9 protein-coding genes are annotated in these 13062 nt (G+C 67.0%); 6 read left to right on the top strand and 3 right to left on the bottom strand.

Annotation, left to right across the window (positions count from 1 at the left end; translation table 11 throughout):
* Positions 1 to 607: 607 nt before the first annotated feature.
* On the top strand, positions 608 to 754 hold the full coding sequence (locus tag ACFY4A_RS36370) for a hypothetical protein (protein ID WP_390833593.1): 147 nt from the start codon (positions 608 to 610) through the stop codon (positions 752 to 754).
* 51 nt (positions 755 to 805) lie between these two features.
* Here the strand turns inward: ACFY4A_RS36370 and ACFY4A_RS36365 are convergent, their stop codons facing one another.
* Positions 806 to 2080 carry a sulfite oxidase gene (locus ACFY4A_RS36365; protein ID WP_390833592.1) on the bottom strand — a complete coding sequence of 425 codons (1275 nt, stop codon included), beginning with the start codon at positions 2078 to 2080 and terminating at the stop codon, positions 806 to 808.
* Positions 2081 to 3060: 980 nt separating this feature from the next.
* Between ACFY4A_RS36365 and ACFY4A_RS36360 the strand changes: the two genes are divergently transcribed.
* Together ACFY4A_RS36360 and ACFY4A_RS36355 are read left to right on the top strand one after the other, a co-directional pair.
* Positions 3061 to 5574: an Ig domain-containing protein gene (locus ACFY4A_RS36360; RefSeq protein WP_390833591.1), complete on the top strand. Its 2514-nt coding sequence runs from the start codon at positions 3061 to 3063 to the stop codon at positions 5572 to 5574.
* Positions 5575 to 5810: 236 nt separating this feature from the next.
* Positions 5811 to 5909 (top strand): hypothetical protein, encoded by a 99-nt coding sequence (locus tag ACFY4A_RS36355; RefSeq protein WP_390833590.1) that lies wholly within the window; start codon positions 5811 to 5813, stop codon positions 5907 to 5909.
* On the opposite strand, the gene ACFY4A_RS36350 is transcribed toward ACFY4A_RS36355, so the two are convergent.
* Complete coding sequence (locus tag ACFY4A_RS36350; protein WP_390833589.1) at positions 5896 to 6420, bottom strand: hypothetical protein; 525 nt, start codon at positions 6418 to 6420, stop codon at positions 5896 to 5898. The genes ACFY4A_RS36355 and ACFY4A_RS36350 overlap by 14 nt on opposite strands.
* A 483-nt stretch (positions 6421 to 6903) precedes the next feature.
* Between ACFY4A_RS36350 and ACFY4A_RS36345 the strand changes: the two genes are divergently transcribed.
* The 3 genes from ACFY4A_RS36345 to ACFY4A_RS36335 all read left to right on the top strand — a co-directional run bounded on the left by ACFY4A_RS36345 (position 6904) and on the right by ACFY4A_RS36335 (position 10024).
* A complete protein-coding gene (locus ACFY4A_RS36345) occupies positions 6904 to 8196 on the top strand; it encodes an ABC transporter substrate-binding protein (protein WP_390833588.1) in 1293 nt (430 codons plus the stop codon).
* An 83-nt stretch (positions 8197 to 8279) separates the two neighbouring features.
* A complete protein-coding gene (locus tag ACFY4A_RS36340; RefSeq protein WP_390833587.1) occupies positions 8280 to 9194 on the top strand; it encodes a carbohydrate ABC transporter permease in 915 nt (304 codons plus the stop codon).
* A gap of 2 nt (positions 9195 to 9196) precedes the next feature.
* On the top strand, positions 9197 to 10024 hold the full coding sequence (locus tag ACFY4A_RS36335; protein WP_390833586.1) for a carbohydrate ABC transporter permease: 828 nt from the start codon (positions 9197 to 9199) through the stop codon (positions 10022 to 10024).
* A 1634-nt stretch (positions 10025 to 11658) separates the two neighbouring features.
* On the opposite strand, the gene ACFY4A_RS36330 is transcribed toward ACFY4A_RS36335, so the two are convergent.
* Positions 11659 to 12885, bottom strand: a complete 1227-nt coding sequence (locus ACFY4A_RS36330) for a PucR family transcriptional regulator (RefSeq protein WP_390833585.1) — start codon at positions 12883 to 12885, stop codon at positions 11659 to 11661.
* Positions 12886 to 13062 lie beyond the last annotated feature (177 nt).

The raw sequence follows: 13062 nt of genomic DNA, 5'->3' as shown, positions 1-13062 counted from the left end.
ACGGGATGCGCGGCGGGTGCGGAGGCGGGGGCGGAATCTGCGGAGGCCGCGGGAGCGGTGCGGCCAAGGCAGTGAATGCGAGCGCCGGGGTGAGCACAGCGGCGACGACGGACGCGATCTTCATGTCCCGGATGGTTCGCGCACCAGAGAAGCCCCTGATTGATGCGGCCGGGTGGTGCTGATGGCCACATGAGGGCGCGGGTGAGCCCGGACGTCAGTGTCGGCCCCGTTATGTCCTTCGCGGTCCTGCAAGAAGCGCGGCGCCTCCCGCCAGACGGGACAAGATGCCCCGAGGGGCGGGCCGCTGACGACGCCGCAGGCTTCGCGTGGTGCTACGGACCGCTGCTTTTTGCTCCCCTGCAGGGCTTTCGACACTGGGCTTCGACGCCGGGCCTTTCGCCCCGACACCGCCAGTCTGCTACCAGGCCTCCTGGCAGCTACCCGAACCGACTTCCACTGGCAGGCGACCGTGAGCTCACGACCGGAGATCACCTACGTCATCAAGACCTCCAGTCTGCTGGCGCGCGAAAGTCCGAGGTCAACCTCGGCGGCAAAGACGCAGAAGTCGTTGCCTGTACCCGAGGGGAGCGTCTTCACCCTGGAGTTCGTGACTCTCCTCCGAGAGGGACTCAGCGGGCCGCTGTCGGAGAATCGGCAGGGTGAGGACGAGCCCGTTCTCACCGATGGCCTGACCGAGGCGCGGACCTCGCGGCTGCTGGTCATCGCCCGGGGCCACTACCAGCCGGCCGTGTAGCGGCCGCAGGCCTACGCCCGGCCGGGAGTGAACTGCCCGCGGCGATGGTGGTCAGATCACGGTCACCGGGTGACGTACCACTGCGTCGAAGAGAAAGCCCTGCGTGTTGGCCACGGCGGTGTCCGGCTGGGTGTGGCCGGCCGTGTCGGTGGCGCGGGCCAGGAGGTGAGTGTCGCCAACTGTGTCGGGCTTCCAGGTGAGGGACCAGCGGGTCCAGGTGCCGGCACGGGGCCGGTCGTGGAGGCGGGCGGGCCGCCAGCTGGCCCCGCCGTCCGTGCTGACATCGACCCGCGCGATGGCCCCCGCGCCCGACCACGACCGGCCGTGCAGCACCTGCCCCTCCCCCACCGTGAACCTCGCCCCGCTCGCAAGCTCGAAGGCACTCCTGACCACCTGCCGGCTCAGCGGCGCGCTGCCCTCCTCCGGGTAAGCGGGGCCGAACAGGCGGTAGAAGATGGTGTTCCAGGGCGAGTAGAGCGGCTGCGTGGACACCTCGATGTCGCCGACCCACTTGATCGACGCGATCCCCACCCACCACGGCACCAGCACCCGCACCGGATACCCGTGGTCGTACGGAAGCGGCTCGCCGTTCATCTCGTACGCCAGCAGCACATCGTCCAGCGCCTTGGCCAGCGGCAGCGGACGGCGTACCCGCCCGAGGTTCTCGCCGCCGCTGAAGAACTCGGTGTCCAGACCGCGGGGCTGCACATCCACGGCGTACGAGGACAGCCCGGCCTTGCGCAGGACGTCGGCCAGGCGCACCCCGCGCCAGCGCGCGACGCCGATCGCCCCCAGCGTCCACGGGGTGCCTGTGACCGTCTCGCCCTGCTGCGTCGTGAAGTAGCTGCGGCCGTTTCCGGCGCACTCGACGAACGCTGTACGGGTCACGGCGGGCAAGGCGCGCAGATCGTCGTACCCGAACTCCACCGGCCTGTCCTCACGGGGCGTACCACGCAGCCCGCTGCCCCACAGCCTCAGCCGCCAGTCGGCGGCGTCCAGGACAGGGGTGGCGGTGTGGTTGCGCACGAAGAACAGTTCGTTGGGGGTGTGGTGGCCGGTTCCGCGCAGCGCCTCCCAGCGGGTCTCGGCGTTGGTGTCGCGCCGGATGAACCACTCGGGCGGCAGCGGCTTGACAATCGTGGGATCGGCGGCGTGGGCGAGGTACGGCGGGGGGAGCGCGGCCCCGGCGGCGGTCGCGGCGAGCAGGGTCAGCAGCCGGCGGCGGGTGACCCCGTCCGCCCTGGCCTCCCCGGAGAGCCACTGGCTCAGTCTGCGGCGGTCGTACGCGGATTCGTCGTGACGGGCGGCGGAGACGGGTGAAGGCATGACATTTCCTTGTCGTCGAGACACAGCAGACGGACATGGGAGAGGACAGTGCGAGCCGGCGCACTGGGCGGCGCGCCGGGAAGGCGGCCGAGGTCCACAGCGCGGCGGCGCGGCGGCGCGCCAGAGGCTCCAGCGGCGGCATGGCGGGATGCAAGCACGCGGCGCGAGAAGGCGTCAACGGGGCGATCTGGCCACTCGGTTGGGCCCTTCTGCGGTAGACCGCGTCCGGAGGGGCGTTGGTGTATCCGGCGGTGCGCTTGTCGTAGATCGGTGTCGGTATGCCGTGCCCGCCGTGACGGCACTCATCCTCGGAGCGTCCGTCCCCTCAGCTATCGCAGACCAGGCCGGGTCTCCTCCGCAGCCCACAACGCGGTCGGCGGCCCTTCGCCCGCGCAAGGCCGTGGCGAGTGCGCCCGCGCCTGCTGCGAGGAACAGGGTGCGCCGGTCGATGCATGGATGGAGCGTCGTGTGACGACCTGACATGCCGTGGACGGAGGCCTGGCCACCAGATAGATCGGATCTATGTCTTGACGCGTCAGGCGCCGGCGTGCACGCTGAATCGGACCTGAGTCATGCGTCGATACGAGCAAGCCCCAAACACCGTCCCATGACAGTACCGAGGACCTGAATGATCCGGTTGTGACGACAGACCTCGAGACCCTTTTGACCGCACTCCATGTGGTGAGCGGACGACGTGATCAGAGGAACACGACGGATGAGGCCTGCTTGTCGGCGCTTCGTCGGCAAGCGCCTGTTCGACATCTTCTCGCACCTACCCAAGCAATCGGACCACGAAAGCACCACCACTCGGCGCTTCCCCCGGTCAAACGCGCAATCCGCGAGCTCGCGCACGACAGCGACGCATGGCTCGACAACCTTCCCCTCCAGTGCTGCGCGGGGCGTCACCGTCGCCCCTGACCGCTCAGCACTCCAAACCCGCCGGCTGGGCCGGGTACGCCCCCAGCACCCCCGCCCCCCTTGTGATCACACCGGAGTCATTCGTCGATGCGGCGCAGCCGCGAGACCATCGCCACCAACGATCTCAGTCCTGCTCATCGCCAGAAGAGTATGAACTATGTGAGTCGCCACTCATCGCCCGGTCCATTTATTTCACCTTGGGAGGAACTGTGGACAGACGCAGTTTCCTGATCGCCAGTGCCCTGACGTCGCTCACGACGACTGCCATTACAGCCGCCCCCGCACACGCGGCTCAGGCGTCCAAGTCCTTGCGGATCAACGCGGGTTTCCTGTCGGTGGATCTGAGCGAAACCGGCTTGGTCACCGGGCTGGTGGATCAGCGTGATGGCACTGACTATCTGTCCGCGGGTCGATCGGTGCCGCTGGTCAGTGTGGTGGCCGACGGGAGGCAGGAAGCCCCTACCGGGGTGCGGAGGTCGCCGCGGGATGGACGGGTGTTGGTGTTCAGCGGCGAGAAGGTGACGATCGATGTGAAGATCGTCAAGTTCCCCACCTACATCACCCTCGAGGTCGTGGGTCTGAACGCCGCTCCCGGGGTGGATGTCCAGACGCTGTTGTGGGGTCCACTGCCCACGAGTGTCACCCAGACCGTGGGGGAGACCGCCGGGGTCGTCCGCAACGACACCTTCACGATCGGGGTGCGGCCACTCAACGACAAAACCGTGGGTGGCTGGCCGAACGAACACCTTCCCTACGGGTTCGGCCCGGACATCACCTGGAACCCCTACGGTCTGCAGACCGGCCCGAAGGATGAGTGGCTGGCCAGTAACGTCGCGGCGAAGACGACGTGGGGCAGTATTCTGCGCGCCTCCACCTATGACTACAGCCGTGTCCGGCTCCGGGAACGGACCACCGGATACCAGATCCCGCTCGGCCCGCTGCCGGGACCGGAAGGCCGGATCGTCGGGTCGAAGATCGCGCTGTTCGGCAGTGCTCCAGACCTTGCGCTTACCGTACTCAGTCAGATCGCCCAGGGCCAAGGCCTGCCCTACCCGACCCTGGACGGCCAGTGGCAGAAGGCGGCCCAGCGCACCTCACAATCCCATTTCTGGCTCTTCGATCTCAACACGAGCAACGTCACCGCCGCCAGCCAGTACGCGCAGCAGGCCGGGATCAAGAACATCTATGCGATCGCCGGAAACGGGCCGTGGAAGTCGCACGGGCATTATCAGTTCAACAGCGCGTTCGGCGGCTCGGACGAGGCCGCGGCCCAGTTGGTGGCCACGGCCGCGAAGCACGGCATCGACGTCGGCGTGCACACGCTGTCCGACTTCATCGATCCATCGGACCCGTATGTCTCGCCACGGCCGGCTGACCCCCGGCTCGCCACGGGCGGAACGGTCAAGCTGACCCGTCCGCTCGGCGCGTCGGACAGCACTCTGTATGTGGACGCCGACCGCCCACTCGGACCTGGTCTCGACGGAAAACGGCTGCGTGTCGATGACGAGTTCATCACCTACAACACCGTCACGAAGATCGGCGACACCGAGTGGCAGGTCAGCGGCTTGGGGCGGGCGCAATGGGGCTCCGTGGCGCAGTCGTACCCGGCAGGAACCAGCGCGGCCCGGATCAACGTGAACGGCTACGGCGGCGCGATCGGCGATCTGCCGATCATCGACGAGATCGCGACCCGGCTGGCCACCGCGTACAACACCACCGGCATCCGGGCCACGTCCTACGACGGGCTGGAGTCGGCGGGCTACACCGGCTGGGGTGGCTACGGCTTCGCGCGTCTGGTCAACGGCGTCTACCGGCAACTCGATTCCAAGGACGACCTCGTCACCGAATGCAGCAACCTCTCCTCCAACACCTGGGACGCCCAGTCACGAGCCAGTTGGGGCGAGATCGGAGTCACGGACTACGCTCAGATCATTCGGAGCAACACCTTCTACCGCGCCAACTATCTGCCCGGAATGATGGGCCAGCAGGCGCTCTCCGGGAACTCCGGCCTTCGGACGATCGAAGCCACCATGGCGCGTGCGGCATCCCTCGACGCGGGCATCAACTTCGAGACGAGCGTACGGGATCTCGCCTCCGGAGCGAACACCGCCGCGATCTTGGACGCCGTCCAGACATGGGAGTCCGCGCGCAACAGTGGCGCCTTCACCCCCGCCCAGAAGAAACTGCTCGCCGATCCGGCCACCAACTGGCACCTCAGCGTCGTCACCCCCGACACTGAATGGGAGCTGCAGCAACTCGACTCCAGCGGAAAGGCCGTCGGAGAGCCCCAGATGGTCAAGGCTCCAGAGCCGGGCTTCACCAATCCGGAACCCCCGAGCCCCCGAGTCGGACACCTCTACGCGTTCAAGGTCACCTCCACCACCCCCCAGACGATCCGCTACGACATCATCTCCGGCAGCCTCCCGGCCGGACTCACCCTCAACAACGACACCGGCGCCATCACCGGAATCCCCACCACCTCCGGCACCAGCGATTTCACGATCACAGCCCGCAACGGCGACACCCTTCCCGACGCGGCAGTCACCTACAAGGTGAGAGTGGTCTCATCCTCTTGATGCTCTTGATCGGCCCGCGGCCGCGCCACCACCCGGGGACATCAGCAACGGGGCTGGAACGCCTTGGAGCCAATGTGGGTCGAGGGAGTGAACCAGGTCAGCTACACACTGTCCTCCCCGTACGGGGTCGGCGCGATCGAGCTGCGCGCGGGCGCCCCTGACGGGCCACTGCTGGCGACGACACCGGTGCGAACACCGGAGGCTGGGACAACTACCAGTCCACGGCGGCGGTCGCGGTGCAGGCGCTGCAAGGAACCCATCGGCTGTATCTGCGCTTCACATCGCCCCAGGACAACTCGTTCGACGTGGTCGCGATTGAGTTCAGCGGTCCATAGCCCATAGGCCCGACGCCCACTTGGCACGTCCCCCCTTCCCGGCGTGCAGCTTGATCGCGGCGAAGCCGGACGCGAGACACTGGTCAGCGACATCGAGGTATTCCTCAATGCTGGAAAAGGTCGCCGTACTGGCATAGGCCGGGATGGCTTCGCGGTACGTGCCGAGCAACTGGTGGACGGGGAGCCCAGCCGCCCCTCCCGCGAGATCCCACAGGGCGATGTCGACGAGCCCGAGGACGTAGATCGGGAACTCCTCGATGCGGTCCAGCTCCCACAGACGGTGCCACAGGAGCTCGCGATGGGAGGGATCACGGCCCAGCAGATCCTGCCGAATGCGCCGCTCCACCAGGTCGTTGAGGATGGTCCCACGCCGCGTGTGCGCTTCCCCGCACAGGCCTTGATCGGTGTGGATGCGCAGGATGCCGCCCACAACCGGGCCTTCCGAGCCGGGCAGACCCCGGCGCCACCGGAAGACAGGCTGGGCCGGCAGATCGACCAGTTCAACGGTCACGTCGGTGATACGTATCTCGCGCCTCAGGCCGTCGGATGTAGCTCACTGCGGCTTGCGGTTCCCGCCAGCAGCCCCTCGGCAGACCCGGCCTCCGTTCGGGCCCGCATGCCGGCAAAGGGAGATGACACCTTGTGCCTGACCGAAGACCTGTCGTCGTGTCCCGTTCCACGTCGGAGGCTGGTGTGGACCTCGCACGGCAGGTAAACATGTATCACATCTATCTGCCCGCTGACAGAGGGCAATAGCTCCGGCTAATGTCTTGACGCCGCTGAGAATGGGGCTCCATACTCTGAGCGCTCTTGATGGCTGAACGCTCAGGAAGAGCGGTCGCTCTCCGGAGTGCGCGCGTTCCCCAAAAGAATCTGAACTATATGACGGCATCGGAGGGCAGATGGGAGCAGGGGATCTCCCAGCTCGTCATGGCACGACTAGGCAGTGACACCACCACCGGCCCCGGCGCTGACGGGTAGGGGAATGATACGCATGACGCGAAATCCGATGGTCCTGAAAACGGCCGCTCTCGCCGGTGCTCTGGTGCTGACCGGATGTACGGCAGGCGGCACCGGCGAGAGCGCTTCCAAGGGCGACAAGGTCACCCTGACCTTCCTCACCTTCGAGACACCCAACCTCGACGCGAAGTACTGGGATGCGGCGATCGCCCGTGCTTCGGCGAAGGTGCCCGGCGTGACCATCAGAAAGCTCGTGTCACCCAGCGCCGACCGCACCGGATACGCGAAGCAGCTCGACAGCACCGGTCAGTTCCCGGACATCGTGATCGGCTTGAACCCGGCTGGATTCGCCGAGGCGGGCAAGCTGGCTCCCTGGTCGGACCGCGAGCTGGCGAACTATGTCGATCCGCATGCCAACCCGTACGGCGGCAAAGTCTACCAACTGCCGTATGCCACCCAGGCGACGCTCGTCTACTACAACAAGAGCGACTTCGCCAAGGCAGGCATCGATGCGCCACCGCGTACGTACCGCGAACTGCTCGCGGACAGTGCCAAGCTGAAGGCGAAGGGGATCAATCCGTTCGTGGTCGGTGGCGGCGGCAAGGACACCTGGGCCGACATGTTCCCCTTGATCTGCGCGGTGGCCACTGACGTCTACAAGGAGTCGCCGGACTGGCTGTCGCAACGCAGCGCCGACAAGGTCAAGTTCACCGATCCGGCTTTCGTCAACGCTTCTCAGAAGGTCGCTGATGTGGCCCACAAGGGCTACATCGACCCGGCGGGGCTCTCGCGCTCCTACGCCGATACCGAGCAGGCGTTCCGCGACGGCAAGGGCGCCATGTACCCGATGGGCAGTTGGTTCTCCGCCTCCGCGGACGCGAAGAAACCGAGCTTCGACACAGGTGTGTTCGCCTGGCCCACCGATGATGGCTCGCTGGCCCTCCCGAGCGTCACGGGCGGCGGAATGACAGTCAGCTCCAAGGCGCCGGACGTGGGTCTGGCCAAGAAATGGGCACAGGCGTTCATGGAGGACCAGAAGAACCTCGACGCCGCCGTCAAGGCTGACGGACTCATCATCGCCATCAAGGGCTACCGTCCCCCCAGCAATATGGGTCCCGTCTACAACGCTACCGTGGCCGCGTACCAAGAAGCGCTGAGCGCGGGCGGGGTCGTCAACTCCTTCTCCCAGGAAACCGGCGACGGCTCCTTGCCACCGGGCTTGGCCGACAAGGCTGCGGCGGGTGTCCAGAAGCTGCTCAGCGGCCGCATGACAGCCTCGGAATTCGGCGCCTACATGGACGCGCAATGGGACAAGGCAACCCGGTAGTGCGGATGGCTACCCGCTCTCAACCGGATCGTCCTCCTGCCGCGCCTGGTCGTCCAGGCGCGGCAGGAGGAAGGCGGCCGGTCATGGGCCCAAAACCGTACCCGCGCCCGCCCCGGCGGGCGCGGGTACGGGACAAGCTGAGTCGCTTCGCTGTATTCGCAGCGCCCGGTCTCCTGGTCTACTTCGCTCTGGTGCTGGTGCCGATCGCCATTGCGATTCTCTACAGCCTGACCAACAAGGACCCCTTCAATCCGCCGACCCGATGGGTGGGGCTGGACAACCTGACCAGCCTGCCCTCCGACGACGAGTTCCTCCAAGCGCTGAAGAACACCGCCGTCATCACGGGGATCGTGACTCTCGTAACCAACGCAGGCGGTCTGGCCCTCGCCGTGCTCCTCGATCGACGCGGCTGGTTTTACAACGCACTGCGGAGCGTCTTCTTCATCCCGGTCGTCCTGAGCGCGGTGGTGGTCAGCGTCATCTGGCAGACGATCCTCGTCGACGACGGCCTGCTCAACTCCATGTTGCGGCAGCTGGGCATGAGCAATCCGCCGGGATGGCTCTCCGACCCGAGTCTCGCCCTCTACACGGTCTCCTGGGTCGTCGCCTGGCAAGGGCTCGGGTTCTGCGTCGTGGTCTACCTGGCCGGACTGCAAAGCATTCCCAAAGAGCTGTACGAGGCGGCGGCCATCGACGGCTGCGGACCAGTGATGCGGTTCTGTCACGTCACCTGGCCGATGCTGGCGCCTGCCGTCACGATCAACACCGTGATGTCCCTGATCGGCGGATTCAAGGCGTACGACCAGGTCCAGGTGCTCACCAACGGCGGTCCCGGTCCCGGAACCACGTCCACCCTCGCCTTCCAGGTGATTCAGACCGCGTTCACCGGCAACCACATCGGATACGCCGCCGCGATGGCCGCGGTGATGCTCGCCATGGTCGCGACCATATCGGTGATCGCGCTCAGGCTTCTGCAGAAACGCGAGGTGTCTTCCTGATCATGACCGGACCCCGAGCCTGGCTGCGACCGTTGGTCGCGCTCCTCGCAAGCTCCCTGTTCTTCCTGCCGATCTACCTCGTGCTGGTCAACGTCTTCAAGCACGGCTCTGCGATCGTATCGAACCCGGTGGGGCTCCCAATCCCACCGACCTGGGACAACATTCACAGCGTACTGTCCCGCCCAGACCATCTCTTCTGGTACGGATTGATCAACAGCGCGGAGGTCACTGCGATCTCCATGATCCTCGTCACCACGGTCTCAGCCATGCTCGGCCACTACCTCGCACGGTCGACCGGCCTCTCAGCCAAGATCACCATGGTGACGCTGCTGTGCGGCCTCATGGTCCCACCGGCGGTCATCCTCACCCCCATTACGGAGGTGCTCCGTGCCCTCGGCCTCATGAGCACCGTGCCAGGCCTGATCGTGGCATACGTCGGCTACTACGTGCCGTTCGGAGTCCTCGTCTTCGCCGGATTCGTGAAGACGATCCCGCGGGAACTCGAAGAAGCAGCCGAACTCGACGGCGCGGGCCCGTTCCGCGTCTTCTGGCAGGTGGTCTTCCCCCTGATGCGGCCGGCATCGGCAAGCGTTCTCATCTTCCTCGGCGTCTGGATCTGGAACGACTTCCTCAATCCGCTGATCATCTTGGGGCCGGCCACCGGCACCACGGTGACCGTCGGCATCTATCGCGCCATCGGCGAGCACCAGGCGGACTTCGGCACAGTCTTCGCGCTGATGTTCCTGGCCACGCTGCCCATTCTCGTCTTCTATCTGGCCTTCCAGAAGCACTTTGTCAAGGGCCTCACCGGTGGGGCAACAAAGGGCTGACCGATTCCTCAGATCCGGGGCGGGGCCCGATGAGCTGCCCCGTGCCCGATTCCGCCTCTCGGTGCCGGCGAGCGCCGAAAGATGACAGAGAGATCAAATCACCCAAGCGAAGGGCCACCACTCCGCGGCCAGCGGCACGCTCAGCAGATCCTCGCCTCAAACACGGTCGCAACCGAGCGGCCCCTCGCTCCTCCCCAACACCGAGCGCGCCCGCGCAAAGCACATCCCGTGCGTGGCCGAGCAGACCACACACGGTGGCGTATGCCCCGTAGCAGCCTCGCCGACGCCATCGAGGCCCGGTGTGGAGGCGGCACCGTCTCCCTCCCGGCACGCCTCCTCTGCTGGGCCGACGCCCGGTGCGTGTGACCGGGCTGGGAATGGCGTGCCGGCGCCGCTTCCCGCTGCCCGGCCGTGCTACGCGCCGTAGCGGACCACCGATGTCGGCGCCACCGTCCGGCGCGCCGGGCCCGCCGACGCGTCCGGCCCCTGCCCAGCGTGCGGAGCACCGGTTTCCCCGTGACGACGGTGTCCGGACCGGCGTACAGTCCGGCCTTGAGCGGTCCCTCGATGAGATCCCACGACGCGGCGATCGAGCCGCCGACGACCAGCGCCGTCGCCTCGAACCGTGCCGGCCACGCGCCAGGGCCGCCCCCAGCACCCGGAATGCTGGAGAGTCGAGCGGTCGATCGGCTGGCTGATGAAGGCCCGCCGCAACGACCGCGACTATGAACGCCTGCCCCAGCACTCGGAAGCCCATGGGCGTTCATCATCCTGATGACCAGGCTCCCAACCCGCAAAGGCCTCCGCATCGACATCTGGACGAAGAGGTCCACGCCAGCTGACTGTCGTGAGGGAACCGCAGGACAGCACGGCCAGGCGTCCGCGGATGGCGCTGTGCTCAGGCTGCATGACGCCGTGGGGAGAGCCGTACCTTCACACCCTCGTCTTCCGAGCTCCATGGCACACCGCGTTCCACGGTCCGAGGCCCCTCGTCGAGCATCCGTGCGCGCACACGAAGCGCTGATTCCATGAGCAGCCGCCAGGACAACTCAGAGTCGAAAGCCCGCCGTGAACGCTCCACAGAGCCGACCAGCCAAAGAGCAGCGTCTTCCACGCTCTCCACAGCCTGTGCTGCCGTACCGACCCCTTCCAGGTCCCACGTCATCCACAACACCACGGCCTCACTATCGCGCTCCCCTGCAACGAGCACACGCCGAAGCGCCGTACGGATCTCTGGCACGCAACCGATTCCCACTACTGCCCGGACTCGGAGGCGGTGAAGTTCCTGCGGAACAGTCCGGGACCAGAACGGCGGCCGGTTCTGGGACGGTGGTGCGCAGCCGTCTGCGCAGACGGATACCGTGATCGCGTACTTCCGCATCACCCGGGCGACCCGCTTCTCATCCTCGATACCCAGCCTGGCGGCAACGTCCTTGTTCGAGGCGCCGGTTGCGCACTCCAGCACGATCCGGCACCGCAGGGCCAGCGCCTGTGAGGAGGTCCAGCCGCCTGGCCCAGCGGGACAGCGTCTCGCGCTCATCGTCGGTCGGCGCCAGCTCGGCCTTCGGCCGTCCCGTCCTCGCCGTCCGACCATCATGCCGAGCAAACACCAACTTACGCAGCGAATTCCCGGCTCAGGACACCAGCTGGATGCGGGGACGGCGCGCCCAGCGGGCGGTCTTGATGGCCATGTGGAGTTCCAGGCGTGCCGGTCCCTCGAGGGGGTCGGTGCCGATCGCGTCCTTGATACGGCCAAGGCGGTAGTAAAGGCTGGTGCGGTGCAGGTGGAGGCGCCTGGCGACCTGATTGACGCTGGCGCTGTCGTAGTAGACCTCCAGGGTGTGCAGGAGGTCACCGCTGTCGTCGGCTGAGTACAGGCGGTCGTAGAGCTCGGACTGGTGGAGGTTGTCCCGTCGGAGGTTTCTCGCAAGGAAGCGGTACGGGCCGATGTCGTCCCACGAGGAAAGGGGGCTGAGCTCGGGGTCCACGGCGGCGGCCTGGGCGGCGGTGGCGGCCTGCCGGTAAGCGTCGGGGAGGCGGTCGATCGTCTTGAGAGGGCTGCTGACGCCAGCGAACACCGGAGGTGGCGTGTCGGTACGGGCTGCGGTGGTCGCCACGGCGGCGGTGAGGTCGTGGTGCAGCCGGAGCGGGGTGTCGGCGCCGTGGCTGGAGCGGACCAGGACGGTGGTGTGGGTGTCCTGCACGGATGTGGCCAGTACGTGGCTGTAGGCGGCCAGGGTCTGGTGCAGGGCCACGCGCAGCTGGGTGGCCTCGGTGTCGCTGCGGAGGGCCGGGTTGTGGGTGGGGGTGGGCAGGCACACCAGGACGTGCACGGTGTCCAGCGCGTACAGCGCGGGCCAGGTTCTGAGGTTGTCGAGGGCGGTGGGGTCGGCTTGGCAGGCGTGCTGGAAGGTGGCTTCGCGGTTGCGGCGTTCCTCCAGCTGCGGGTTGGCCTTGTCGTACTGGAGGGCGGCCAGGGTGTCGATCTGGTCGCCGAGACAGGCGAGTTGGTCGAGGAGGGCCGGGGCGGACCAGGTGTCGTCGGACTGGAGGATCCACAGGGTGCCGGTCTTCACTCCGTGGTGCATGAGTGGGACACAGAGGCGGGCTCGCATGCCCAGATCGGGGTTGGGGGGCACTTCCACAGGCTCGGTGGCGGTGGCGACGCCGTGCTTGTCCTGCCAGGCGCGGATGTCCTCGGGGACGGCGCGGGTGAGCAGGGAGCGGATGCGGGCCTCATCGGCACGGCCTTGCTGGGCACTGTAAGTGACCAGGCGGCCGCTGAGGTCGTCGACGGATACGCCCTTGCCGAGGGCGGTGGCGACCCCGTCCACGATGTTCTGGATGTCGATGTTGGCCATGCCGCGCTGTCCCTTGAGTGATGGCGTGCAGAGGAGGGAGAGAGGCGCGCCTCGGGCGGGCAGCCCCTGCTGATGCTGATCAGGCTAGGGCGTGTTTCGAAAGTCCCGCCTGCCCCGCGACGCCTGGCACGGCGCCTCGCCGCGTTGTCGGGATCGCCCGCGTACGCCCAGTACGCG

It is taken from the genome of Streptomyces sp. NPDC001292 (assembly GCF_042896465.1).
Lineage (GTDB): Bacteria > Actinomycetota > Actinomycetes > Streptomycetales > Streptomycetaceae > Streptomyces.
The sequence above is the reverse complement of the archived record's forward strand: the minus strand, read 5'-3'. Positions and strand labels throughout refer to the sequence as shown.